The organism is Metabacillus schmidteae, assembly GCF_903166545.1.
GTDB lineage: Bacteria > Bacillota > Bacilli > Bacillales > Bacillaceae > Metabacillus > Metabacillus schmidteae.
The window spans coordinates 2,262,090-2,288,160 of the sequence record NZ_CAESCH010000001.1 but is presented as its reverse complement, the minus strand read 5'-3'; the positions used below and the strand labels follow the sequence as shown (position 1 = coordinate 2,288,160).

Sequence of the window (26,071 nt, the reverse complement as noted above, 5' to 3'; positions counted from 1 at the left end):
CAAGTATTTGATAAACGTTCATATAAAAATACAGCACGGAAGAATAGTTTCTTCTCCGTGCTGTATTTTTAATACCTTTTTACTTTTCTACCCTTTCAAGATTACCGTTTTTATCCATTTGAAATTTAACTTTTCTGCTTCTTTCATCTTCTTGAAGAATAACCATTTTTCTAGCTCGATCCATAATTTCAATCAATGCACGATAATCCTCTTCAACTATTTGTATATGATTCACAAGAGATTGCTTTTCCTGTATTAGTTCTGCTACTTTTCTTTCCAATCCTTGAATTTTTATTTTTAATTGACTATTTTCCTCTTGAACTACTTCAAGAGATGGAGATTCCTCATATTGTTGAAGAAAGGAAATAAGCTCTTTAATAGTATTTTTTGATTGCACAGTTGGTTGTAGTACAGGAGCTTCACTAGCTACTTCATCATTAGCTTCGGCTTGATCGAGTGTTTCTTGTGTAGTATTTATTCTAAGTTCTTTTCTTTGTTTCTTTGCAACTTCAATACCTGTTTTATATTGTTTGCGAACATAAGAATTCCATCTAAACCCACAAGCAGCAGGTGTTCTAGATAATTTGCGGCCAACTTCCTCAAAAGCTGCAAGTTGGGTAGCTCCTTCGCGAATATGCCTTAATACAACTTCTGCTAGCAATAAGTCTTCATCATGTGTCCATGCGTCTTGACGTGTAGTTGTCATGATATCTCCCTCCATTAGTTACTTTTTTCTATACATATGCAGCTACTAGATTAAGTAGACTAATTTACACTCTATTATGTAAGAAAAAAGAGGGGGACAAATCTATCCTCTGATAAATAAAAAGGTAGAAAATTACTTTTAGTTAACCACTCATTTTTATGAATAGCAATCGCCATACAATTGGATGTGTTCCGCACCTGCAAACAATTCTGCATTTCTTAAACATAGTTATGTTTTGATGACTAGTTCTTCATTATATAAATAATCGATTGGCAATGAATAGTGTATATCTATTTAACTTAAAATTAATAACAATTACACATATAAAAAGCGTAAGAATCAAAGATTCTTACGCTTTTTAAGTTGTTACAAATTTATTATTTGCTAACAACATCTTTTCCTTTGTATGTTCCACATGCTTTACATACACGGTGAGCTAGTTTGCTTTCACCGCAGCTTGGGCATTCTACCATACCAGGTACTTGTAGTTTAAAGTGTGTACGACGTAGTCGTTTTCTCGTTTTAGAAGTTCTTCTAAAAGGTACAGCCATTATTCCCACCTCCTTAAAGAGCATTGCGCATAAAGAAACCGATAAGAACCGGTTCAATCGCAGGTATTAAGCTATAAATAAATAATTAGCTTTCTTCATTATCGAAGAACTTTGCCAGTCCAGCCAACCTAGGATCAACTTTGTTTTTCTGATCTTCTTCAGAAATTACTTCCCAGTCTTTCCCAACTTGTGGAGCAGCACCTTCTTCATTTGTTACATCATCACAGAACACTTGCATAGGAATTTCAACAACTATGATTTCTTTAATAATAGGGATTAAATCAATTAAATCTCCCTCAGGAAGATAAAAATCCTCTTCCGTTTCATAGTCCGTTGGTTTTAGTAAGAAAGTTTCCGTTGTATCAATTGAAAATGGATATGGAACATCCACTAAAGTTCGAGAACAAGGTAAAACCATTGAACCTGAAATTGATAAATGGAACGTAACTTTGGTCGAGTTAATATCCGCTCTTCCTTTAACATTTACTGGTGAAATGTCTCGAATATCCGGATGGGTTTTGACCAAGTCACTTAGATCAATTTTCTCATCAATCTTTAACCCCTTGTTTTGCAATTGATTTAGCTGACTAATTGTCCATTTCAATACATATCACCTCAAGGCAACAAAGGTAATTATAGCCTTCGCAATAATATTTGTCAATATTTTTTCTTTACAGTGTAAGTATACATGATATTCTTTCTATTTCAAAATAAAATTAGTTATAATACATGATAATCTTTAGTATTTTTACATTTCTCTTTAATATATTCCATTTTTAGAAAAATTTTTCGACCAAGATGAGATATAATGTTAAGAAATTGGTTACTGTGTTAGTAAGTAAAGTTTAGAACTAATAGTAAAATGTGGTGAGAAAATGAATGTATTAGGAATTGTTGTTGAATATAACCCTTTACATAATGGACATTTATTTCATTTAAATGAATCTAAAAAAATAACGAATGCCGATGTTGTGATTGCGGTTATGAGTGGATATTTCTTACAGCGTGGAGAACCAGCTCTTGTCTCAAAATGGACGAGAACAGAAATGGCCCTTGCAAGTGGTGTTGACATTGTAGTTGAATTACCATATGCATTCGCCACCCAAAAGGCTGAAACATTTGCAAATGGAGCCGTATCAATACTAGATGCGCTATATTGTGATTTTCTTTGTTTTGGGAGTGAAGCAGGAAAAATCGAACCTTTTTTATTAACAAACGAATTGTTGTCACAATCAAATGAATATTACGATGCACTCATACAAAAGTATATGAAAACAGGAGTTAGCTATCCAAAAGCACAAACTCTAGCTTTCCAAAACCTTTGTTCCGGAGAGCATCAGTCATCATATATAGACCTATCATTACCTAATAATATTTTAGGTTATCATTATGTAAAAGCTATACATGATCAGCGTTCTAAGATGAAGCCAACAACGATAAAGCGCACGTCTGCCGGCTATCATGATCTCCACTTCCATTCGCCGACTATTGCAAGCGCAACTAGTATACGAAAAGCAATTTTTTCAGGTAATCTTCAAATCGATGCTTATGTACCTGATCAAACATTTAAATTAATAAACAATTATGAGGAAAAATATAAGTCTCTGCATCAGTGGGAGTGCTACTTTCAGCTTTTAAAGTATCGAATAATGACAATGAGCTTAGATGATATCAATGCAATTTATGAAGTAGAAGAGGGGCTTGAATACCGGTTAAAACAACATATCCAAAAAGCAACAAGCTTTCAGAATTTTATGGAAAGAATTAAAACAAAGAGGTACACCTGGACGAGACTCCAAAGGCTATGTACACATATTTTAACTAACACGACAAAAAGTCAAATAAATAAGTTAACTATGCAAAAATCTTCTTATATTCGATTATTGGGAATGTCAGACATTGGTCAGAAATATTTAAGTGAACATAAAAAAAAGGTGAACTTACCAATTATCTCAAAGCTTTCGACATCTCAAGATTCACTATTAGATCTTGATATAAAGGCTGCACATACATATTTTATGATTATGCCTGAACCTATACGAACTAAGCTACTACAAAAAGAATTTGCAACACCTCCTATTCGGTTTAATAAAAATTAAGAGACAGGGAATCCCTATCTCTTAATTTAACTTCATATTTTGTTAGAAATTCTTTCCCTGTAAATCATTTAAATATTTAATTGCTTCATCAAACGTGTCAACAGGTATTATCTTCATTTCCGTGCCGATTTTCTTTCCAGTTTCAATAGCCTCGTTGTAATTAGATGTTGGAACCCCTTGTTCATTTGGTGCAAAGAATATGTCCATTCCCTCTTTGTCAGCCGCAACAATTTTCTGTGATATACCACCAATTGGTCCAACCTCTCCTTCAGCGTTTATCGTACCAGTGCCAGCAATCTTGTAGCCTTTCGTTAAGTCACCTTCTGTTAATTGGTTGAAAATTTCCAGTGACATCATTAGACCAGCTGAAGGTCCACCTATTTCCTCAGTCTGCAGTTCAATTTTAGGCTCTACATCCATTTGTCGATCAGTCACTAGTGAAATGCCCAATCCTATTTTTTCAGGTTGATCTGGAAATGATGCCAATGTTATATTTGTTTTGTCTTGTTTCCCATCTCTTTCATAGGTTATGGTCACTTCCTCGCCTTCTTTCTTTTTTGCTACATAATCAATAAATTCTTCAGCTGTTTGAAACTCTAGTGAATCTACTTTATAAATACGATCACCGACCTTTAATTTTGATGAAGCGGGCATATTTTTTATGACTCCATCTACATAAATACCATGGAATGTATAGTCTATTTTTTTATTTGCTTTTTGATACGCAACAGATATAGCAGACTCTTGGGAAACTTCCATCATATGTAATTGTCTGTTCATATATTCTTTATCAGATTCGTCTTCTCTCTTTATTTCTTCTAAAGGGTGAATATAATAAAATTCATTCAGCTTTGCCCACATATATGTTAAAGGATTGGCACGACCAAAACGTACTGTCGTTAAAGAAAAGCTTCCCTCTTCATCGTCAAATCCGTTTTCAACTTTGATAATAGGTTCTAGTTCTGACGCCATACCAGGTTGGGTAATATAAAAAGGTAGCTTAATAAATGACATAATTAGCAAAATAATGGCCAAAACCAAACTGGACCGCAAAATAGTTCTACTCTTCATCAGAGTGATTCTCCTTCCACTTCTCAATTAAATCTTTTATTTTAGGAATATGTTGCTTTGCTTCTAATTCTCCTATCTCAATAATTTCTTTAATGTTCGTAAATGCTCTTGAGCTGAATTGTTCAACATGAGGTCTGATCATAATATCAGAAGCAATCTCTCTATGGTGTACAAGTTCGTCCTGCATGATATCCAGACTTTGAAGAATCACATCGAAGATTGACGTTATATCTTCATTTTTTTTCACATGTGATACATCGACTGCGATCACAATATCAGCCCCCATAGATTTCACAACTGACACAGGCACTCGGTCGACTACACCACCATCAACTAACAGTTTACCATCAATCTTTTCAGGAACAAAAATTCCAGGAATCGCAATGCTGGCTCGAACAGCATCTGCAACAGGACCACTATTAAATATAACCTTTTTTCCATCATATAAATCTGTCGCAACAACTGCAACAGGTATATCTAGTTCCTCAAAGTTTTTCTGATGAGTAAATAATCGAATAAGTTCTTTGACACGGTTTCCAGAAATAAACCCCATTTTAGGGACTGTATAATCCAAATAATATTTTCTTTTAAATGCTAAAGCAAATTGATATAACCTCTCCAAACTAATTCCAGCAGCATAGAAGCTCCCTACTAACGCCCCCATACTACTACCTGCAATAAGATTAATGGGAATACCCTCATCCTTTAACACCTTTAATACTCCTAAATGTGCGAAACCTCTTGCACCACCCGAACCAAGCGCTAGTCCAATTTTAGGTTCACGTTTCAGAGTGACCCCTCCTTACCGATAAATGATTATCAAGTATTACTTACGTAATTTAAGCACTTATAGTCAACATATTGTATGTACTATCAGAAAGTATAAAAATTTAACAGATGATAGTATTTTAAAAAAAGACTTTCTTCATTAGGACTTGGGCGACAAGCCAAGTTTTTCTAATTAGAACTATATTATTCATGCATTTTAAAACTAATGTATAAACAAATGAAACAATCTTCTGGTCTAAAATCTACACCTATTTACGTATATTGAATTAATAAGGTATGTACAAACACTTGAAGTTCCGTTTCTTAAAACTTGTTCTTTATAAGATTGTGTTAAAATTAGGAGGCGTCATATTTTGAGTTTTACATCAAAACTAAAAACATTGTTCATAGCCATTTTTATAAGTGGTTTAACTATTGCAATTATTCTCAATCCTAAGGAATCACTTGATGCTTCTATAAGAGGATTAACAATATGGTGGGAAGTTGTTTTTCCATCTTTGCTTCCTTTTTTTATTGTATCAGAACTTCTTATCGGGTTTGGAGTTGTAAAATTCATCGGTGTTTTATTAGAACCATTAATGAGACCTATTTTCCGAGTTCCCGGCGTTGGTGGATTTGTATGGGCAATGGGGATGGCTTCTGGTAATCCGGCAGGTGCGAAACTAACTGCAAGAATGAGGCAAGAGAAACAACTTACATCAATACAAGCAGAGCGATTAGTTTCATTTACAAGCTCGTCAAACCCTTTGTTTATTTTCGGTGCAGTTGCAGTAGGCTTTTTTGATAAACCTTCACTTGGTATTTTGTTAGCTGCCTCACACTATTTAGGAAACCTTGGTGTCGGTCTTACGATGAGGTTCTATGGTCATTCTGATGACTCCCTTAAAACAGAGAAAAAGAGACTTATCCCCTCTCCTGCACAAGCCTTTAAAGAACTTCATTCAACAAGAGTTAAAGAAACACGACCGCTTGGAAAAATGCTTGGTGATGCTGTTATATCTTCCATCCAAACTTTATTAATGATTGGTGGATTTATTATTCTTTTTTCAGTATTTAATAAAATATTAGCCATTATCCATGTTACACAACTAATTGGTATTGTTTTTTCAGGTGCTTTAGCCCTATTTCATATTACTGCAGATCTTAGTGTTCCTCTAATAACAGGAATTTTTGAAATAACTCTCGGAAATCAACTTGTGAGTGAAACAGATGCTAGTTTACTTGATAAAGTTATGATCGCAAGCTTTATCTTAGCCTTTGGTGGATTATCCATACAAGCACAAGTAGCTAGCATATTGGCTGATACTGATATTCGATTTAAACCTTTCTTTTTTGCAAGAATATTGCAGGGTGTTTATTCATCCTTTATCACTTTTCTACTTTTTAACCCGCTATATCTGAACTTACAATCGTTTAATACTAACGAACTACCTGTTATGATTATGAAACATGGACCAGATTGGGCTAAAGAGTATTGGGAAATGATTGTTCACAGCGGTCCACTTATTACAATACTTTCCCTGCTATTGTATATTTTTCTATATAGTAAAAGAAATGTTTTTACAAAAACAAGTTAATTATAAAGTAAAAGGTGAGGGGCGTCCCTCACCTTTTACTTTTTAGAAAATTTATTTTTAAGTGCTATCTCCACAACGTCTGGCACTAATTCAGAAATATCACCTTTGTATTTTGCTACTTCCTTTACAATGCTTGAACTTAAAAAAGAGTATTGATTATTTGTCATCATAAAAAATGTTTCAATATTTTCATCCAACACTCGATTCATTGACGTGATTTGCATTTCATATTCAAAATCCGATACTGCTCGTAACCCGCGCAAAATAGCCTGAGCATTTTTTTCGCGAACATAATCTATTAATAAACCCTTATACGATTCGACTACAACATTTGGGATCTCTTTTGTAACCTCCCGGATCAGTTCACAGCGCTCTTCAACCGAAAAAAGGGGCTGCTTTGAAGAATTGTTAAGTACACAAACATATACTTGGTCAAAAACCTTTGCTCCTCTTTTTATTATGTCTAAATGTCCGAAAGTAATTGGGTCAAAACTTCCTGGACATACAGTAATGCTACTCATTGCCTATTTCTCCCCCTTTTTTATTAAACTTATAAATTGAAATTGAACTCATTCCATATGTTTCATACTTTTCTTTTATAAAATGTCCAATCTCTTCCTCAAGTTGAACATCTGATCCATGTTCTGTTATAATAAAGCCATTTTCATTCATGACATTATTTTCACTCAATATGTTAATAAGCGCTTTCAATTTTTGTTGCTTATACGGTGGATCTAAAAAGACTAATTGAAATTGAATACCTCTTTTTATGATTGCTTTTAGAGCTCGTTCAGCATCATTTCGATATACTTCAAAACTGGCTGCTTCTATCTGGCATAATTCTAAATTTTTATGTATCGTTTGGATTGCTTTCTGCTCACGATCAACAAACACACATTTCTCAATTCCTCTACTTAGTGCTTCAATGCCTAAGCCACCACTTCCAGCAAAAAGATCTAATGCATATCCTCCCTCAAAATAAGGACCTACCATATTAAAAATAGCTTCTTTTACTTTGTCGGTTGTTGGTCTTGTTGTCACACCTGGTACAGCTTTTAACTGTCGACCTTTAAAATTTCCTGATACAACTCTCATTCTGTTTCACCACTACTTATAAATTTTACTTTTCAACATTTGTATTTAATTTTTCAAGGCTTTTCACCTATCAAAGATAACTACAACTGAAATAATATGGAATATCCACTTTAAAGATTCACTTTATCCTACCACAGCCATTCTATATGATACAATCATTTCCTTTCGTGACTATTACATTGCTAATAGCATTCAAAACTATATTTTTAATATGTTTCAAGAAAATTTTCGCATTCATGTATACTGATAGATGAATTGGTGATAATGAGTATTAACAACATCGATTCGTTGATGTTGTTGCCAACCGCGGAGAAGACTTACGTTTCCCCATAAGTTCTTCCTCCGGTTTCTCCTCTCCCTTTGCCTTCAGCCTTTAGAAAAAGGTATTGAAGGACCCTACAGAATTTATCTGTAGGGTTTTTTTTTACAAAGGAAACACTTCATCATCTATCACTGATCTTAATAATATAGAACTAACCTCTTAACTTTTTAACTGGTTCATGCTATATTGATATTCGATTACAAGAAGAAAAGGCTAGAAATCTTTAGGGGGATATTTATGATTCAACGATTTATTGAACTTGGTGAAGGGTATTCAGATATTTATGAGTTAATAGAAACATCCAGACATAACCAGAACCGTGTTACACAGTTATTAGCTTTACATACAAAAATAGATACGAAAGATGTTACCTCACTTGTCGTTATCATGCAACCAACAGATCCCGGAAAATTTCAAGCTCTTTATTTATGCCGAGAAGGTATTCCTAATCCAAATATTACTCCAAACAAACGTTATGAATTATTTAAAGATCTTGCTGAATATTTACAAAAACAAATCATCGAAATAGATGTAAAACCTTCATCTATGTTTAATGAAAAGGACCTATTCTACCAATACTTAATTGGAATTTTCCGCTTAAATCATATCATATCACCATTACAGTAACGCTTCATTTGATGTTAGTTGCAATCGAAAAAAGAGAATGAATGAAGGTAACTTTCCCTTCATTCATTCTCTTTATTTTATAATCCTATCTTATAATCGTATTCTTTTGCTTTATCCACCTTTGATTCAAATTCCAGCTTTAGAAATGGTTTATAAGAAGGTTCAACATGTTTAACAAACGAGTACGATGACAGCCTTTGAATCGTTTGCTCCACAACATCCATGTTGCAATACAAAACAACATATTTTAATCGTTTCGATACATAGTGTACATTTCCGAACTTCCTAAGCATTTTTAATTGCTTTAGTGTATGAAGCCAAACCACAATACCTTGACGCTTTTCAAACATACTCATTCTCCCTTTTTTATCTAAACAGAAGGTATAATTATTTATTATATAACTATAAAAATTCTAGCAAAAATTTTTACGTCAAACAATATTTAGACAAAAATAATTAGAAAAACTTGGTTTGCGCCAAATCCTAATGGCAATTGCCTTAGTCTTTTATACTATTATCCATAAAATTTAAGATAAAAAATAAAACGAGTACAAGACTCGTTTTAAGATACTTTACAGCCACAGCTCCCGCCAGTACCACAGCCTCCACTACAGCTCGATTCAAAAAATGGGTTTCCTGTAGGAACTTTAATATGCACAGAGACGGCTTGACCTATTTGAACACTGATCTCATCGAGGAGAGATTGGACTTCATTTTCTGCCTTTTTGAAATTAGCTACATGTTCATTTAAATCTAAAATTCTTTTAACATCCCGCAACTCTTTTGTAATTTTTCGATAATCAGGATGATATTTGCCGAAGCGTTGAACATCTTCATATAAATCCTTAATTTTCGTAAATTCACTAATTAGTTGCTGTGCTTCTTTATTATTTTTTAATATATCGTAACTACGACGATACTCCTCAACAACTTCTGATTGAAGGATCAGATTTGCAAGTTGTTCTGCATGATCCACTATCATCGTATTTTCTAATGTAACAAACATAGAGTTTAAGCACCTCCATTTTTCATTCTAACATGAATGACAGAAAATGAAAAACAATAGGTTCCTTACCTTCATCGTTATTTAATGTAAACCTCCCATGATTTTTCCAAATTATAACGAGTAGAATCATTATGAACAACTTCAACCGCAAGTTGATGTTTTCCCTGTTTTAATCCTTTTAAAATAAATGCAGCTGTAGAGATTTCATCAACTCTTTCTCCGTCAACATATACAATTATATGGCCTTCTCCATCAACCTTGCTTCCTCCTTTTTCCTTAAACGTGAAAGAAGGAATAAAACACTCCACATATATATTCTGACCACTTACATGGTGATGAACAACTAATTTTTCAGACTGTTTTAGACTAACAGCTTCAATCGCTGATTGTGATGTATCCAATATTTGAAGTGGCACAACACTCGCGTTGCCTTCTGGTCTAGGCTTGTCCTCTACACAACCTGATAATACCAAAACAAAACATAAGAAAAATAAAATAAAACGACTCATCATTAACAGCCTCCTTTATCTTTATTGTTTACAGAGACTTATAAAAACATGAATCGTTTTATGGAAATTAGATCTAAAAAAAACATAAGCAGCTTTGTTTTAATCTTGCTGTCTCATAGATTGAAACATCGCGATCATCATAGATGCCATTTGAACTGAGTTATGAAACTGTTGAACCCTGTGAGGAATTGTTTTTTGATAATAATTCATCATATTTAATTCCATTGAATCAAGTTCATCCGGGTTTCTTGACAGTTTTCTATACCAATGAGGTTGTTCTCTAATAAACTTTATGCGCTCTTCGTTTGCTCGAATGTATTCTTGGACATCCTTTCTCATAGTTTCCTCCTATCGAAAATCGCTTTTCAATCTTTTCTAAATGAAAAAGGGTGTTGACTTGAGCCAGATGAGCTTTGACCTGAACCTTTCGAGCCAAATTGATCAAATAGCCCTTGCAATGTTGAAATAGTACTACTCATATTTGTTAGATGATGATTAACAGTGTTCATATCCATTTTCTTTACAGCAGTGAGTATTTGACTCATAAAATCAGCTTTACTTGTTGCTTCGCTCTCTTCTGTCTCATTAGATTGTTCAGCTTTATATTGTTGCCAAATCACATCATTTTCACCGAGTAAGTACCAATCCTCAAACACTTCCTGCCAATCTTTATTTCCTTTTCTTACTTCTTGAATAATCTGTGGATGCTTTTTCACAAAATCTTTGAATTGCTGAACAGATGGATGAATTTTTTTCGATGCCATTTTCCTCACCTCGTTGATACATTTGCCTATATTATCTTATTTACTAAATACTAATTGTGTTCGCCCAATCTTTTTAGAAATCATTTAATTTTTAGAGGTAGAATTGAAAAACAAATGAAATATTTGGTAAAATAACACTATCTAAAAAGGAGAGGTAATAACATGAAAAAAGAGAAACTGTTACAACTTTCAAATGAAGTTATTAACAATGCAAATGAGGAAGATCAATATGTAATTGAATTATTATTAAATGGATTGAAGAAAAAACAATATCATGAACAAGGATCATATATAGGTGCTCTCCTTCATGCTAACTCAGAATACAAAGATCAACAGTTTCGAATTAAAATACCGAATACACCTATTATACAAAACTCATTAAATATTGTTCATGGGGGGATTACAGCTACATTGCTTGACTCAGCAATGGGTGGACTTGTTCATTACATCCTTCCGCCTGATAAAGCTGCTGTCACAACCGAAATTAAAATTAATTACGTAGCTCCTGGCGTTGGTAAAGAATTATCTTGTATTTCAAGTGTGATTCACAAAGGGAATAAAACTGTTGTCACGGAAGGTAAGGTATTCAGAGATGATGGCACTCTTATTGCTCATAGTACAGCTAGCTTCTTTATTATAAGCAGATAATAACAAAGTGCTTACTCATGTCTTTTAAACAAAGACTTTTAATAAACCAAAAAGGTGTCAATTTAACCATATCAACTTAAGATATGGCTATGAATTGACACCTTTTTTAGTTTCGGTCCCAGGTAGTTATAAAATTCTGTGTGTAGTATAGACCATCTACTCCAACACCTAAATGAGTAAATTCTTTATTCAATAATGTTTCACGATGTCCCTTACTATTTAACCATCCCTCACTGGCCGCAATTCCATCAACATATTGTGCAGCTATGTTTTCCCCAGCCATTTGATAGTTAATATCTTGTTTTGATAACCTGTTGACAAGACTTCCCTCGGTAGGAGATTCGTGTGAGAAATAGTTATTCTCTTTCATATCTTTACTGTGCAAAAAAGCAACCTCTGAAGTATTTTCATCCCATTTTACTTTTTCTAAACCATGTCGATTACGAAGCATATTTGTAATCGACAATATTTGTTGTTCAGCACCGCTCTCTATTCTCTCCCATTTTTCCTCCGGTATTTCTTGTGGCTTTATTAAATTACCACGATAAGTCACTTCATAGGATCTCTGTTTAATAAAAGTTTCAGCGTCTAATACACGAATGCTGGAAAGTATGCCATCAAACTTATCAATATATAACTGAACATATAAATCACCAATCTTTATTGTCGGTCTGGTATTTATATCTTCTTCTGATAATTCAAACCGATAGGAGTTGCCTTCATACTCTAATGTGAGTGTAGAAGTAACTGGTTTAATTTTAAACACTTCCTGCACTGATTGTCCAATTTGAAAAGGTTTCACATCTACTTCACTGCCAATTGCATAGACCGAAACTACTCTTTGATTCAGTACACCAATTTGAATATATTCATTCTCAGATTTTTCATAGATCCACCAATCATAGTCGTATGCTGAAGGGTCAATACGATCAGGCTCACCCAATATTGCCGTAATTTCCTCTGAAGATTTTTCCATTAAAGACAAAACACCTTCACTTGGGACTGATTCCTTCTCCACATTTAAATGATCTTCTTCTGAGTTGGTTAATTCCTCGTTTGAGATTTGTACATTTTCTTCCTCATGTTGCTCTTTCGGAGTGTATTGTCCATAATAAATAAATAATGTATAACTTAAAAAAATGATAACAAAAATAATAATAGTCCTAATGATAATCTTCAGCGTGCCCACCTCCTTGTATTAACCTTCTGCTGTTCTATCATTATATGAAATAGTAGATTAGATATTCTAGATATCCATTTCTACCTGTTGCAAATACTTTAGCATGGAACCTTTTGTATAATTATTACCACGAAGCATAAATCTAAAACATTCATGTATAGAGCATCAAATACATGTGATCAAATCTTTTACCTTAATTGTACCAAAAAAGAGTGTTAATAGTGATATAAAAAGCACTTAAACAGGTTATATTTAAAGTGCGCTTAACTAATTGTTCTTTTCATAAGCGACTTTTCGCAGACCTTTCGTTTTTTTATACAGTTATCGATATAAAAATTAGTTCGTTCCATTGCGCTCCACTCCTTAGGTAAAAAAATATCCATAAGCAACAATCTTAGCGAAGGGAGCCTTTCATATTATTTCACTTTATCTAAGTAAGTAATTATACTTTTAATAAACTTTTCCCTCTCCATAACTGCCAGTAATGGTCTGATAAGGTCAACTAACTATGATTGGGAAGGAAAACATTTCCCAATCATAGAAGTTTCACTTTTCCACACCAATAACTGGCAGTAAATATATTTTATTTATAATCGAGCATTTTTTATCTTATTTGTCATTTATCACGTATTTTTCCCCCTCCATAACTGCCAGTAATGGTCTGATAAGGTCAACTAACTATGATTGGGAAGGAAAACATTTCCCAATCATAGAAGTTTCACTTTAACTTTTGCATTGATTTAAGCTATAATTAATTACGTGAAAAGGCTTTAGGAGGGAAATTATATGAGAATGGAAGATACAGGTCTAGAGGGTATTACTATAGACTTATCTCGTTTAGATGAAATTATGGATGATAATGGTTTAGTTCTTGCAGGGCAATGGGATTATGAGCGAGTTACATATGACCGCAAGATTGAAACAAAAGGTCAAATCTATTACCTTCGTGTACAAGCATATGCTGTTGAAGGAGATATTGGTGGTCGACATGCTGTAGTAAAATTAATTACACCTCTTCTTGGCAAACATTATTATCCACATGGCGTTGAATATGGAGAAGGTGAAGATTTTCCATCTGCAGTTGTAAGCACTAGCAAGAACATACTTTCACAGGTAGCGGAAGAACTAAAAAAAGTTCAATCATAAAATTTACCGATTATTATTCAATGATAAAGTAAAAAAGCAAAGGACTAGTCCATGCTTTTTTATTTTTTAAAATTTAACATACAGTACTTTTAATTAGGTTAATTTAACTGTCTTTTTTACCATTAAGTAAGTTAAGCGAAAACAGACTAAGTAAAAGAAAGAGAATCATTCTCTCTTTCTTTTTTATACCTCATCTTTCTGAATTTCCCAAGTAAAAAATTCACCATCTTTGTTTGTACAAATTAAACCTAATTTATCAAATAGACGGATAGATTCTTTGTCCTGTACCTCACATTCCATTACAACCTTTTTAACAGCCATCTGATATGATAGCCAGTCAATAAATGCATCAATCGCTTCATATGCAATTGTTTCATCTGTTGTCTCTTCCTCAATATGATACGTTAATCTTACATTCTGTTTCTGAACTGGCTTTCCTTGCATAACGATGTCTCCAATAATTTTTTTCTGTTCATATAATATAATCATCCAAACTCCACAATCTAAATCTTTTTCGTCTTTTTCTAATCCCTCAATATAATAAGGTAAGAATCCCCGCACAAAAGCAGACGGCCAACTTGTCGGGATATCAATGGGAGAACGTTTATTAAGTTCTTTCCGATGGAAAACTAATGACTTAGCAATATCAAGAGAACAGGGAATAATCATTAACCGATTTGTTAAAATTTCAATCAAACCATCCTCTCCCCTCTTTGAATTAGGTCAACCATGTGAGTAAAAAGTAAAACACAACCTGACAAAATGAAAGATAAAAACGAAAAATTTCATCCTCTCTAAAAAAGGTCATTAAAAATTATTCAATATTGCGAATAATTTTGTTTATCGCCAAGTCCTTATGACGAAAGCATTCGTAACTTTTCGCAGAACTTTACATTTTGAGTCGAAACGCTATCCACAGTACAGAATTTTATAACTTCCTAAAGGATAAAAAAAAGGTTTAGAATATTTTATTCTAAACCACCTTGGAAATATGTTTAAAACCCTAATATTGCTTTAATTACTGAAGTTGTTTCTCCTCCATGATAAAAAACATATAAAAGCAAATATACAGCTACACCTGTAATAGCCGTAAAAAACCACACTATACTTGTTACTGGTCCAAGTTTCCGATGCTTTTGGTAGTTTTTTTTGTAGCCGGTAATTAAAGATACAATACCTAATACTGCTCCAACTGTTGCTAATGTGATATGAAAAATAAGAAAAATCGTATAGTAAATTTTAATGTCATCTGGACCACCAAATGCTGTGTTACCAATAAAAACTGTTCTAGAGGCATATATAATAAAGAAAATGATGGCCGCAATTGCAGCAAAGAACATAACTTTCATATGAGCTTCAATTTTACGCTGTTTTATTAGATACCATCCGATTGCAACTAATATTGCGCTAAGCACGATAAATGATGTACTTATAGTAGGTAAAATAGGTAATGATGTATTCATAAATGTATCCTTTCTGTTTTAACATATGTAAAGGCTGACGAACAGTTTGTCAGCCCTTAAACATTTCTATTTAATCGGATCAGGTGAGAAGTTTTTACTTATCTCCATTTCATCCTTCTCCCTTTCTCTACGAGCCCATTGGAAGAATATATAGGCAAGAATTGACCCGTATACAATTTCCTGAATGATTTTCATAAGGACTCCACCAAGTTGTTGATCCTCAACAAGAGGTAGTGTGTTAAACATTTCCGGACCAGTTAGATTTAAACCAGATAAGGTATCAGCAGGCACACATAATTGAAGTGCATTTAACCATGCCTGTGGCTCGGAGTAAGTTAAATATAGCGGGTCATTTGCAAAAATTATAAGTGCACAAGCTGGAGTTAATAAAACACCATCAGCAAAAATATACCCAACCTTTTTAATACCAGAAAGTGACTTCCAATCTGGTAATGTAGTAAGTAAAGGCCACCACATACACATTGCTCCTAAAAAAATAAGCGTTGTCATGATTGAATGATAAAATGAATCTGTTTTCACAAAATCAAATATTAATGGAACATGATAGAGAGAAAAAATCCCATTAAACAATATCAGCGCGACAATTGGATTGGTAAAAACTTCCATAACAGGTTTTATTATTGGCCGATATAGAATTGTTTTCCAAAGCCAATTAGGAATTCCTAATATAAGTAGAGGCGGAACAACTAAATATAGAATAGCCATCTGAGTCATATGTGCACTAAACATTATATGTCCTAAAAGATCAACAGGGCTACCTTTACTAATGTAAAGAAACAGAATTGCCGAAACAAATAGTAGCTGTTGTTTAATAGGCACAGGTGAGCTTCCCTTAAATTTCCCTTTCCAAGGTCCAATAATCATAAAATAGAGCGCAGTAATTAATAATATCACAATAAGAAAATAAGGACTCCATAAAGCACGAAATCCAAATATATCAAAGCTCATGTTCATTCAGCTCCTTAGCTAGTCCTTCAGAGAATATTATACACTTCCACGAATTTTGTATCAATGAACGTTCTATGACAAATCGAGTTGTAATAACATTCTAAGTTTGTCTTCAGTTATGGATTTTTTTTATCATAAAAAAGAGCAATTAGCATTCATTTGCTAATTGCTCTTTTATTATACTTACCACCAAATAATAGTAACAAATGTTAATACTGTTAAGGCTGCAACCCCTACTCCAGAAAATAAGAATAACGCCGGAGTTTCATGACCTTTGTGGCTCATATGCATGAAATAATAAAGTTGAAAAATAACCTGTATCACCGCAAGAGTAATAATAAATGGAATCTTAAACCATTCTCCAATTCCATCATACCCTACTGCGATAAAAGCAACAATTGTTAAGAAGATCATCATCCCAAAAGTAATGACTTGGTGTTTCATATCTTCTGCATTTTTCTTACGTCGATAGGCTAAGTCTACTTTAGGGTTTGCTGAATTATGATTATTTGCCATCAGTTTATCCCACCATTCCCATTAAGTATACAACTGTAAAAATGAACACCCAAACTACGTCAATAAAGTGCCAGTATAAACTTGCTACATAATATTTAGGTGCATTATACAAGCTTATTCCACGTTTTGCGTTTCTAACAATAAGTGTAGTGATCCAAAGAAGACCAAAAGCAACGTGAAGTCCGTGTGTTCCAACTAAAGTGTAGAAAGATGAACCAAGTGCACTTCCAGTAATTGTGAAGTGAAACTCATGAACATAGTGATTGAACTCATAGATCTCCAGGATTAGGAAGGCTAGACCTAGAAGTACAGTAATAATCAACCACAACTGCATTTTTCCAAAGTTAAAGTTTTTCATGTGATACATAGCATATACACTTGTTAAACTCGAAGTTAAAAGTAACATAGTTGCAGCAAATACAAGTGGAATCTCAAAAAGCTCTTGAGTTGTTGCACCACCTGCGGTTGATTCCCTTAAAGCTAAGAATGTTGCAAAAAGTGTTGCAAACAATACTGTTTCTCCACCTAGAAATAACCAAAATCCTATAAATTTATTCTTTCCTTCGAGGGTAGCTTTTTCAGGCGCAGCAGGAAAATTTTCAGCTGTTAATTTTTCTTCAACAGATGCCATTATGCTTTCCCCCCTTTATCTTCATTAAGTAGATCTTCTTTATGGATATGATATCCGTGGTCATCAATAACAGAACGCAAGAACATACATCCAAACGTAATAATGAAACCAATAAATATCGCAGGAAGTGCCCAAATGTGATCTTCACGGTACATTAATCCAAATGAAACGATGAATAAACCAAATGACATTACAAACGGTAAGATTGAACCATTAGGCATATGAATGTCGCCAAGTGGTTCAGCTGGTGTCATTTCTTTATTACCTTCCATCTTTTCAATCCATAATGGATCTAATCCACGTACTAGTGGAGTTTGTTTAAAGTTATATTCTGGAGGAGGTGAAGAAATTGCCCACTCTAACGTACGACCTTCTCCCCAAGGATCTCTTCCAACCTTTTTACCTTTAACAGCAGTCACTACGATATTTAGAAGTAAAAGAATAGTCGCTGCTGCCATTAAGAAAGCACCAATTGTACTAATAAAGTTACCTGTATCTAAACCTTGACCAGGTAAGAAAGTAAATACACGACGTGGCATACCCATTAAACCTAAGAAATGTTGAATAAAGAACGTTAAATGGAATCCAGTAAAGAATAGTACAAAGATCACCATATTTAATTTTTCATTTAACATTTTACCGAACATTGTTGGCCACCAATAGATAGCACCAGCAAATAATGAGAATACTACCCCACCTACGATTACATAGTGGAAGTGAGCGACTACGAAGTAACTATCATGGTACTGATAGTCGGCTGCAGCTGCAGCAAGCATTACTCCTGTTACTCCACCCATTACGAATGTAGGGATAAATGCAACTGACCATACCATTGGTGATGAGAAACGAATGGATCCACCCCAAATAGTAAATAACCAGTTAAAAATCTTTATTCCGGTTGGAACTGCAATAGCCATTGTAGCAACAGCGAAAATAGCGTTAGCAATTGGCCCTAAACCTGTCGTAAACATGTGGTGAGCCCAAACCATGAATCCTAGAAATCCAATCAATACAGTTGCAAATACCATTGATGAATATCCGAACAAGCGCTTTTTAGCAAATACCGGAAGTATATCTGAGAAAATACCAAATGCAGGTAAAATCAAGATATATACTTCAGGATGTCCGAAAATCCAGAAGATATGTTCGAAAATAACTGTATTTCCTCCTAATGCAGGATCGAAGAATGCAGTACCAAATAATCGATCAAACATTAAGAATGCTAAACCTACTGTTAATGCAGGGAAAGCAAATAAAATAAGTGCAGATGCAACAAATGTAGTCCAAGTAAATAATGGCATACGCATATATGTCATTCCAGGTGCACGCATATTAATAATTGTGACAAGGAAGTTAATCCCTGCAATCAATGTACCTAAACCTGAAACCTGTAAGCCTAGTAAGTAAAAATCAACACCATGACCTGGTGATTCTAATGCAAGAGATGCATATGAAGTCCAACCTGCATCTGGTGCTCCACCTAAGAACCAGCTCAAGTTTAAGAAAACTCCTCCAAAGAAGAATAACCAAAAACCTAAAGAGTTTAAAAATGGAAATGCTACATCACGAGCACCAATTTGTAATGGTACAACCGCATTCATTAATGCGAATAATAACGGCATTGCAGCTAGAAATATCATTGTTGTTCCGTGCATGGTTAATATTTCGTTATATAACCCGGCACTAACAAAATCATTATTCGGAATCGCTAGCTGAATGCGGATCAGCATTGCTTCTAATCCACCAACAAGGAAGAAGAAGCCACCGGATATCAGGTAAAGGATGGCGATTTTCTTATGATCTACTGTTGTTAAGTAGTCCCAAATTGTCGCACCGACCCCTTTTTTCTGAGTTAACGTGCTCACAGTGTTACCTCCCTTTTCATTTTGCTCAAAAATTAATTAGTAGAGACTTTTAATCCCATTAAATATTCTGTTAGAGCATCAAGCTCTTGATCAGTTAATTTATCATAAGTTCCTGTCATTTTATTAGCAGGCTTATATGTCTCTGGATCCTCTAACCATTTGCGAACATTTTCTTCATTATGCTCAAGCACACCAGCTACACGTGCGCGTTCACCAAATGTTGCTAAGTTAGGAGCAGTTCTTGCTGCAGCAGGTCTTTCGTCTGTTGGAGAAACAGCATGACAAGCGATACAGCCTTTTTCCTCAAACAATTGCTCACCTTGTACAGCTAAGTCAGTTGATGCAACTGCTTTTGAATTTTTCATATCAGAGACCCATTGGTCAAACTCGTCTCTAGAAATTGCTTTTACTTTAAAATCCATTAGTCCATGTGAAGGTCCACATAGTTCAGCACATTTTCCATAGAAATACTCGCCAGCTTGGTCAGCTCTTTCTGAGTCAAATTTCAACCACATTTGGTTGACATTGTCTACGTTAGTATCCATCTTACCACCTGCGGATGGAATCCAAAATGAGTGCTTAACATCTGATGCAATCAAGTTAAAGTAGACTTTTTCATCAGTTGGAACAATTAAATCTTGACTAGTGATGACTCCGTAGTCAGGATATTCGAATTCCCACCAATAAAGATTAGCACGAACGTTAACAACGATCGCATCTTCAGGCTTACGATTCTCATCATCGATTGCATCTACTTCCGCAAGTTTAAATGTTGCAGAAACAACTGGAACAGATAAGACAAGAAGTAAAAGAATAGGAATAACAGTCCAAATGATTTCTAGCTTATGATTCCCTTCAACCTGTACAGGAATGTTGTTCTCTTCTCCTTTACGTCTACGGAACTTAATGACAACGTAAACGAAGATTACTGTTACGACTGCAATGACTACAACCATTATAAGTGTACTTAACACCATTAGGTCATATTGCATATCCGCTACTTCACCAGCAGGCTTTAGCGTGGAAAGAAACGGTTCACCACAGCCGGCCAAGACAAGCGTCATTAAGGCAAATAGTGATAATAGACGCCACTTTGTCAGCCATTTTCTCATAGCTAAATCAAACCCCTCTTTCATTAATTTAAAATTCCTATCATGTTAAAGTACAGGAACTCTTTATAAATAAATTCTTATTAAGAAAGAATTTAAAGATTAAACAATGGTAAAAAGAACCATTGATACAAACAGAATTGTTAAATAGTTAATCGAGTACACAAACATTTTTGTTGCCCACTTCAATTCCAACTCTTTGTTTTTAAAGCCTTTTATTCCAATAATAATCCAACCTACATTTAACAATGTTGCCAAGATAAGAAAACCAGTTCCCAGTTCATATAAATAGAACGGTAGAGGTAGGAGACATACAATCCAAACCATGATTTGACGTTTTGTTATATCAAAGCCATGAACAACCGGAAGCATTGGAATTTTCGCAGCGCGATACTCCTCTGTCCTTCTCATCGCCAATGCTAAGAAATGTGGTGGCTGCCAAATAAACATAATTAAAAACAGCACCCAGGCCATAACACTTAAGTTGGAATCAATTGCCGCCCATCCTATAAGTGGTGGTACAGCACCACTTATACTACCAATCACTGTATTAATAGTGTAAAGACGTTTTGACCACATTGTATAGAGAAATATGTAAGTGACAACTCCAACTAACGAAATAATTGTAGCGGTTAATGTTGTCATAAGCATAAGAGCAAATCCTATAGTTAAGAGTAATATTCCTACCCATAATGCATGTAGTGGATTCATTTTCCCTGTGACTGTCGGTCTGTCTTTAGTTCTTTCCATCAAATAGTCGATATCACGGTCATAATAATTATTAATTGCACATGATCCAGCAATTACAAGAGATGAGCCTATTAAAGTAAATAAGACAACATCTATATTTGATAAAAAACTTTTATCACTAAAATAAAGTGCTAGCCAGATACCAGTGAATGTAGTAATTGCATTGGAATTTACAATCCCTACCTTTATTAGTGAGAGGAAATCTTTCCATAATGTTGTTTCCTCTATATCATTTGAATGATGTTTAACAGTCGCATCATCCAAAGCTTTTGTATTAGCCAACTTTATACCTCCTTACCTCCTTCATTCCCTCATTTACTTTAGAGTAAGCACTTAAAGTTAAAATACTATCTACTACATATTAAAATGATCTTTCATAATTAACATTAATAGACAGCACTTTTGAAGGCGGTTCCAACATCCTGATTTTCTACATCTTATGATACTAAAAAAATGATGATTTAAAAATGGTCTACTTGATATTAAAACATAATTCCCCTATCAATTGTGAACAATTTATGAAGTATTTATGTCGAAATTGTGAAACGAGAAATTGTAATAAAGTGATAGCTATATCCTTAAGCTTCCCTATTTTATCATATTTCTGTATACGAATCCCTTTTTCATAAAGAGTTTATAGAAAATGAACACATATCTATTTCTAGCAAAATCCTATTGAATATTCAACCCTTTCTATACATTTAAGTAAAATTTTTCTATAAATTTTGTTTTTATTTATCCATCACAGATTATTTACATCTACATAGACAGTAAGCGTTTAACAAAAATATCTAATAACTTTGTGAACATTTCCATTAATTTATTGTCTTTTTCTTCTACATTGTGTACTATACGATGAGTATTTACTATTATTTATACCAATTATATAAGTAGGTGAACATTTTGCAACGTGCTCTTAAATGGTTCGCTGTTATCACAACAATTATTATGTTGTTCGTGTTAATCGGAGGAGCCCTTGTAACAAAGACTGAGTCAGGTGCAGGATGTGGAGATTCTTGGCCATTATGTCATGGTGAGCTTGTTCCGAGCCAAATTACTTTTGAACTTGTAGTAGAACTAAGTCATCGACTTGTCAGTGGACTTGCTGGTGTAGCCGTTCTCATCCTTTCATTATGGTCATGGAGAAAAATTGGCCATATAAGAGAAACGAAGTTTTTAGCTGTTCTATCTATCTTTTTCTTAGTATTACAGGCGTTGATTGGAGCAGCAGCTGTTAAATGGGGACAATCAGATGCTGTACTAGCTCTCCATTTCGGTATTTCACTTATATCTTTTGCATCTGTGTTGCTTTTGACTTTATTAATTTTTGAAGTAGATAAAAAATTTGATTCGAAAGCGCTTATAATTGACAAAACAATGAAATTCCATATGGTCGGAATTATAGTCTATACGTATATTGTCGTATATACGGGGGCTTATGTGAGGCATAAAGGGGCAAGCCTCGCGTGTCCCAAATGGCCAATTTGTAGTAGTAGAGCAAATGGATTACCTACTACCCTTCACGAATGGATTCAAATGGGACATCGAACAGCTGCTGCTATTGTTTTTATTTGGATCACTTACACAGCTTGGCGCGCACTTAAATATCATAGTAATCAAAAGGTCATCTACTGGGGTTGGATTCTAGCTTTCATTTTAGTGTCAATGCAAGTAACCTCAGGTGCACTGGTTGTTCTAACCGGATTAAACTTGTATGTATCACTAGCACATGCTCTTATTATTTCTTGTTTATTTGGACTACTTAGTTACTTTTTATTACTTGTTAGTAGAAGTAATATGAATGCTGAAGTCAGCTCTACAAGTGATCAAAATTTTTCTTGAACTGTTCCATATTAAATCAAATGTACATAAAGCCAATCATTGGTTTTATGTATATTTTTTTTGAAAATATAAATGATTTATTCTCAAATGTATGTTTAAAAATAAACTGTAAACAGACTTTACTTCTTGCATTTATGGAGTCGCAATGCTCTTCCCAAAAAATGACTAAAAAAAGTAGGCTGTTTTCGCATACTTTGTTGCAGATAAAGGTTAAAACTAGCCCGTTCCATTGCGCTACAATTACTCCATGCGCCGGGGAGGAAGCTGAGCCTCCTCGGCTCGGCTGCGCCTGCGGGGTCTCCAGCCTTTCCTCACTTCCCGCAGGAGTCGAGTGTCTTCCGCTCCATTCCACTATAGAGTTAAAATAGTGTTTTAAAAGCCACAATCTTTGCGAAAACAGCCAAAAAGTAAAAAGGCTAACATCATTTGTTAGCCTTTAAAAACTTTAAAAACAGATTTCTCTCCAGGTTGGACTGCCTTTATATTATTTGTAGCTGATTGCTCTGATCGGATTGGTTTTTTATATATTTCCCTGTAGTTTGTAAACATTGAGACATTGACTAGTAGACCCATAGAAATTAACAATAATAAGATTGAAGATCCTCCATAACTGATAAAAGGTAAAGGTACACCTGTGATTGGTATAAGTCCTGTTAATCCACCTAAATTAATCATAGACTGAATAGCAATCATGCTTGATATCCCTACAGCTAATAATGTGCCGAATGGATCCTGACATTTACGCGCAATAGCGAACCCTTTTAAAACAACAAAGGTCAATAAAACTAAAACAAACAAAACACCAAGAATACCCAGTTCTTCAGCAATAATTGCCATGATAAAATCTGTATGTGATTCTGGCAAATAACCGTATTTCTGAACACTTTGCCCTAACCCTAGCCCCTTTAATCCGCCTGATCCAATTGCATAGAAAGAGTTAACTAATTGATAACCTGCTCCCCCTTCGTTTCCAAACGGATCAGTTACGCCAGTAAAACGGCTGAGCTGTTCGTCACTAAAAAAACCTTTTATAATGATATACGGGGACATAAGTAGTCCAAATAAAAACAATAAAGAAATGAGCTTTAACATACTTTTTATTGCCATACCTGATGAAACAATCATACAAACAGCTATCATCCCAATGATGAATGCTGTACCAAAGTCAGGCTGAATGACGACAAAGAAACATATGAGCCCAGTAAAAATAAGCGGTGGTAATACCCCACGACCAAATTCATCAATATAGGTTTGCTTTTTATCATAAACAGCAGCTAAATATATAATGACACTAAGCTTTACAAATTCACCCGGTTGTATGCTCATTCCACCTAGTTTTATCCAGCTTTGTGCATTTCCGGCAACATGTCCAATAAAAAACAATGATCCTAAAAGTCCGATTGAACCAAAAACTATGAACTTTAAGATTTTGCTATCTAAAAATGCTCTATATGGTAGAATCATCATGACTAGAAAAGCCACCCCTCCTGCAATGAGAGCTAGTTTCTGCCTATGAAAAAAATGATCCGGCTCAAATCCATAGCGAGCAACTGCCGTTATCATACTTGAGCTATAGACCATAACAAGTCCAAATGCACAAAGTAGTATAACAGCTAATATTAGTGAATAATCATATGATTTTATTATCTTTTTTATCATTATTATCTCTTCCTTACTTAGAAACATGAGTTAATCTAGTTGTTTTCATTTTACTATAACTTCGACTGTAAATGAGTAAAATCCTTTAAAAACATTACTTTATTCATATATTGTCATCAATCGATAAAAAAACCCAAACCAATAGAATCAGTTTGAGTTTTTAGTTCTTTATTTTGTTGTAAATGCATCGTGTAATGCAGACAACTCTCGCTCAAGTGTGTCGAGCAATTCTTTCCCCTCATGTTCTTCAACAAGGCCAAGTCTTACAGCAAAGTCTATTTCTCTAGATAAACCAAACATTTGTGTATCTAAAACCTCTTCGTAAAGTGGACATTGAGGCATTGTTAAATTATCCATTTGAACCTTGATCAATCTCATGATCTTATCAGCATCTGCCTTTAGTACCGCAAGTGCTTTATCTCGATGATTAACAGCAATTTCAGACGCCAATTTAATCCCTCCGTTTCCGAGCGATTACCCTATTCTATATTTTAATATTAAGCCCATTAAGAGAAAAAAGCAAGGACAAACCACCTAAAGAGAAACTTTTGCCAAAATTACAATCGTATTTTTGGTATTTAGACTATAGTATTTCATTTTATGTGACAAATTTTACATAAAAGCTTATACTTAACCTGAAGAAAAGGGGTGTTCGTTAATGAATTCAATTATTTTATTAAAAGGCAAGGTAAATTATCAAATTACATTAGACCCTGGTGTCTGGATATTTGATGATAGAAAAATTGACTTAACAACTTATTTCCAACAAGAACAAGAAGAAAAAAATGAATTGGAAGAATACACCAAGGCTGTTTCTAAACATTGGGAAAGAGAAATTAGAGAAGGTGCTATTTTCCCACCGACGCTTAAAACTGAACAAAAATTTGAAAAAATAAAAATATTGACCGGAACTTTCGGTATACCTTTTAAACCTTTCCTTTTGAACGCTGAGCTTCAAGAAAACGCTTCAGAGGTTAGATTTATAACAGAAGATCGAGAAGTAACCATGCCAATTTCTGATGCTCTACAATTGATTTTTGGATTTAGTAAAGATGGTAAACCTTTAAATGAGGACGGGCCTATTCATGTCTATTATGGAGATGGCTCAAATATTGAATATCCAATTAAAAAAGTCAAAGAAATTATAGTACAATAAATTTCATTTGAAAATGAGCCA

Annotated in this window: 30 protein-coding genes; 7 read left to right on the top strand and 23 right to left on the bottom strand. The window is 34.2% G+C overall.

Going from position 1 to position 26,071, the window contains the following annotated elements:
* Positions 1-79 precede the first annotated feature (79 nt).
* From HWV59_RS10945 to HWV59_RS10935, 3 genes are all read right to left on the bottom strand, one after another.
* Positions 80-706, bottom strand: coding sequence for an RsfA family transcriptional regulator (locus tag HWV59_RS10945; RefSeq protein ID WP_175638836.1), 627 nt, complete (start codon positions 704-706; stop codon positions 80-82).
* A 377-nt stretch (positions 707-1,083) separates the two neighbouring features.
* On the bottom strand, positions 1,084-1,257 hold the full coding sequence (gene rpmF, locus HWV59_RS10940; RefSeq protein WP_102229597.1) for a 50S ribosomal protein L32: 174 nt from the start codon (positions 1,255-1,257) through the stop codon (positions 1,084-1,086).
* An 85-nt stretch (positions 1,258-1,342) separates the two neighbouring features.
* On the bottom strand, positions 1,343-1,861 hold the full coding sequence (locus HWV59_RS10935) for a YceD family protein (protein WP_102229596.1): 519 nt from the start codon (positions 1,859-1,861) through the stop codon (positions 1,343-1,345).
* 271 nt (positions 1,862-2,132) lie between these two features.
* Between HWV59_RS10935 and HWV59_RS10930 the strand changes: the two genes are divergently transcribed.
* A complete protein-coding gene (locus HWV59_RS10930) occupies positions 2,133-3,356 on the top strand; it encodes a nucleotidyltransferase (protein WP_102229595.1) in 1,224 nt (407 codons plus the stop codon).
* A 42-nt stretch (positions 3,357-3,398) separates the two neighbouring features.
* Here the strand turns inward: HWV59_RS10930 and HWV59_RS10925 are convergent, their stop codons facing one another.
* Positions 3,399-4,427 carry a SepM family pheromone-processing serine protease gene (locus HWV59_RS10925; RefSeq protein WP_102229594.1) on the bottom strand — a complete coding sequence of 343 codons (1,029 nt, stop codon included), beginning with the start codon at positions 4,425-4,427 and terminating at the stop codon, positions 3,399-3,401.
* Positions 4,417-5,217 (bottom strand): patatin-like phospholipase family protein, encoded by an 801-nt coding sequence (locus tag HWV59_RS10920; protein ID WP_102229593.1) that lies wholly within the window; start codon positions 5,215-5,217, stop codon positions 4,417-4,419. Before HWV59_RS10920 ends, HWV59_RS10925 begins: the two co-directional genes overlap by 11 nt.
* 352 nt (positions 5,218-5,569) lie before the next feature.
* Between HWV59_RS10920 and ylbJ the strand changes: the two genes are divergently transcribed.
* Entirely contained in the window at positions 5,570-6,793 is a 1,224-nt protein-coding gene (ylbJ, locus tag HWV59_RS10915) for a sporulation integral membrane protein YlbJ (protein WP_102229592.1), read from the top strand.
* Between the two features lie 35 nt (positions 6,794-6,828).
* On the opposite strand, the gene coaD is transcribed toward ylbJ, so the two are convergent.
* The gene (gene coaD / locus HWV59_RS10910; protein ID WP_175638835.1) at positions 6,829-7,314 is read right to left on the bottom strand and encodes a pantetheine-phosphate adenylyltransferase; all 486 of its coding nucleotides are present in this window, start codon (positions 7,312-7,314) and stop codon (positions 6,829-6,831) included.
* Positions 7,307-7,888 (bottom strand): 16S rRNA (guanine(966)-N(2))-methyltransferase RsmD, encoded by a 582-nt coding sequence (rsmD, locus tag HWV59_RS10905; RefSeq protein ID WP_102229590.1) that lies wholly within the window; start codon positions 7,886-7,888, stop codon positions 7,307-7,309. Before rsmD ends, coaD begins: the two co-directional genes overlap by 8 nt.
* 559 nt (positions 7,889-8,447) lie before the next feature.
* Here rsmD and HWV59_RS10900 point away from each other — a divergent pair.
* The gene (locus HWV59_RS10900; RefSeq protein ID WP_102229589.1) at positions 8,448-8,837 is read left to right on the top strand and encodes a DUF7147 family protein; all 390 of its coding nucleotides are present in this window, start codon (positions 8,448-8,450) and stop codon (positions 8,835-8,837) included.
* 77 nt (positions 8,838-8,914) lie between these two features.
* Here HWV59_RS10900 and HWV59_RS10895 read toward each other — a convergent pair whose 3' ends face one another.
* The 5 genes from HWV59_RS10895 to ylbD all read right to left on the bottom strand — a co-directional run bounded on the left by HWV59_RS10895 (position 8,915) and on the right by ylbD (position 11,116).
* Positions 8,915-9,187: a YlbG family protein gene (locus tag HWV59_RS10895; protein ID WP_078434449.1), complete on the bottom strand. Its 273-nt coding sequence runs from the start codon at positions 9,185-9,187 to the stop codon at positions 8,915-8,917.
* Positions 9,188-9,399: 212 nt separating this feature from the next.
* Positions 9,400-9,843 carry a YlbF family regulator gene (locus HWV59_RS10890; RefSeq protein WP_102229588.1) on the bottom strand — a complete coding sequence of 148 codons (444 nt, stop codon included), beginning with the start codon at positions 9,841-9,843 and terminating at the stop codon, positions 9,400-9,402.
* A gap of 77 nt (positions 9,844-9,920) precedes the next feature.
* Positions 9,921-10,352, bottom strand: a complete 432-nt coding sequence (locus HWV59_RS10885; RefSeq protein WP_142385601.1) for a hypothetical protein — start codon at positions 10,350-10,352, stop codon at positions 9,921-9,923.
* Positions 10,353-10,451: 99 nt separating this feature from the next.
* The gene (locus HWV59_RS10880; protein ID WP_102229586.1) at positions 10,452-10,691 is read right to left on the bottom strand and encodes a YlbE-like family protein; all 240 of its coding nucleotides are present in this window, start codon (positions 10,689-10,691) and stop codon (positions 10,452-10,454) included.
* A gap of 26 nt (positions 10,692-10,717) precedes the next feature.
* Complete coding sequence (ylbD, locus tag HWV59_RS10875) at positions 10,718-11,116, bottom strand: YlbD family protein (protein WP_102229585.1); 399 nt, start codon at positions 11,114-11,116, stop codon at positions 10,718-10,720.
* Positions 11,117-11,278: 162 nt separating this feature from the next.
* On the opposite strand from ylbD, the gene HWV59_RS10870 reads away from it, so the two are divergent.
* Entirely contained in the window at positions 11,279-11,764 is a 486-nt protein-coding gene (locus tag HWV59_RS10870) for a PaaI family thioesterase (protein WP_102229584.1), read from the top strand.
* 106 nt (positions 11,765-11,870) lie between these two features.
* Here HWV59_RS10870 and HWV59_RS10865 read toward each other — a convergent pair whose 3' ends face one another.
* The gene (locus HWV59_RS10865; protein WP_102229921.1) at positions 11,871-12,944 is read right to left on the bottom strand and encodes a CAP domain-containing protein; all 1,074 of its coding nucleotides are present in this window, start codon (positions 12,942-12,944) and stop codon (positions 11,871-11,873) included.
* Between the two features lie 786 nt (positions 12,945-13,730).
* Between HWV59_RS10865 and HWV59_RS10860 the strand changes: the two genes are divergently transcribed.
* Complete coding sequence (locus HWV59_RS10860; protein WP_102229583.1) at positions 13,731-14,090, top strand: YugN family protein; 360 nt, start codon at positions 13,731-13,733, stop codon at positions 14,088-14,090.
* A gap of 183 nt (positions 14,091-14,273) precedes the next feature.
* Here the strand turns inward: HWV59_RS10860 and HWV59_RS10855 are convergent, their stop codons facing one another.
* The 8 genes from HWV59_RS10855 to cyoE all read right to left on the bottom strand — a co-directional run bounded on the left by HWV59_RS10855 (position 14,274) and on the right by cyoE (position 21,675).
* Positions 14,274-14,786, bottom strand: a complete 513-nt coding sequence (locus HWV59_RS10855) for a GNAT family N-acetyltransferase (protein WP_102229582.1) — start codon at positions 14,784-14,786, stop codon at positions 14,274-14,276.
* 299 nt (positions 14,787-15,085) lie between these two features.
* The gene (locus HWV59_RS10850; RefSeq protein ID WP_175638834.1) at positions 15,086-15,553 is read right to left on the bottom strand and encodes a DUF420 domain-containing protein; all 468 of its coding nucleotides are present in this window, start codon (positions 15,551-15,553) and stop codon (positions 15,086-15,088) included.
* A gap of 66 nt (positions 15,554-15,619) precedes the next feature.
* On the bottom strand, positions 15,620-16,528 hold the full coding sequence (ctaG, locus tag HWV59_RS10845) for a cytochrome c oxidase assembly factor CtaG (RefSeq protein WP_175638833.1): 909 nt from the start codon (positions 16,526-16,528) through the stop codon (positions 15,620-15,622).
* 177 nt (positions 16,529-16,705) lie between these two features.
* On the bottom strand, positions 16,706-17,038 hold the full coding sequence (ctaF, locus tag HWV59_RS10840; RefSeq protein WP_102229579.1) for a cytochrome c oxidase subunit IVB: 333 nt from the start codon (positions 17,036-17,038) through the stop codon (positions 16,706-16,708).
* A gap of 4 nt (positions 17,039-17,042) precedes the next feature.
* Positions 17,043-17,669 (bottom strand): cytochrome c oxidase subunit III, encoded by a 627-nt coding sequence (gene ctaE, locus HWV59_RS10835; RefSeq protein ID WP_102229578.1) that lies wholly within the window; start codon positions 17,667-17,669, stop codon positions 17,043-17,045.
* Positions 17,669-19,534, bottom strand: coding sequence for a cytochrome c oxidase subunit I (gene ctaD, locus HWV59_RS10830; protein ID WP_102229577.1), 1,866 nt, complete (start codon positions 19,532-19,534; stop codon positions 17,669-17,671). Before ctaD ends, ctaE begins: the two co-directional genes overlap by 1 nt.
* Before the next feature lie 32 nt (positions 19,535-19,566).
* The gene (gene coxB / locus HWV59_RS10825; RefSeq protein ID WP_102229920.1) at positions 19,567-20,646 is read right to left on the bottom strand and encodes a cytochrome c oxidase subunit II; all 1,080 of its coding nucleotides are present in this window, start codon (positions 20,644-20,646) and stop codon (positions 19,567-19,569) included.
* 99 nt (positions 20,647-20,745) lie between these two features.
* On the bottom strand, positions 20,746-21,675 hold the full coding sequence (cyoE, locus tag HWV59_RS10820) for a heme o synthase (protein WP_102229576.1): 930 nt from the start codon (positions 21,673-21,675) through the stop codon (positions 20,746-20,748).
* 621 nt (positions 21,676-22,296) lie between these two features.
* Between cyoE and HWV59_RS10815 the strand changes: the two genes are divergently transcribed.
* Positions 22,297-23,235: a COX15/CtaA family protein gene (locus HWV59_RS10815; protein ID WP_102229575.1), complete on the top strand. Its 939-nt coding sequence runs from the start codon at positions 22,297-22,299 to the stop codon at positions 23,233-23,235.
* 429 nt (positions 23,236-23,664) lie between these two features.
* On the opposite strand, the gene HWV59_RS10810 is transcribed toward HWV59_RS10815, so the two are convergent.
* Entirely contained in the window at positions 23,665-24,894 is a 1,230-nt protein-coding gene (locus HWV59_RS10810) for an FtsW/RodA/SpoVE family cell cycle protein (RefSeq protein WP_175638832.1), read from the bottom strand.
* Positions 24,895-25,062: 168 nt separating this feature from the next.
* Positions 25,063-25,344, bottom strand: coding sequence for a YlaN family protein (locus HWV59_RS10805; protein ID WP_026560504.1), 282 nt, complete (start codon positions 25,342-25,344; stop codon positions 25,063-25,065).
* A gap of 208 nt (positions 25,345-25,552) precedes the next feature.
* On the opposite strand from HWV59_RS10805, the gene HWV59_RS10800 reads away from it, so the two are divergent.
* Positions 25,553-26,050: a peptidyl-prolyl cis-trans isomerase gene (locus HWV59_RS10800; protein WP_175638831.1), complete on the top strand. Its 498-nt coding sequence runs from the start codon at positions 25,553-25,555 to the stop codon at positions 26,048-26,050.
* Positions 26,051-26,071: the final 21 nt, after the last annotated feature.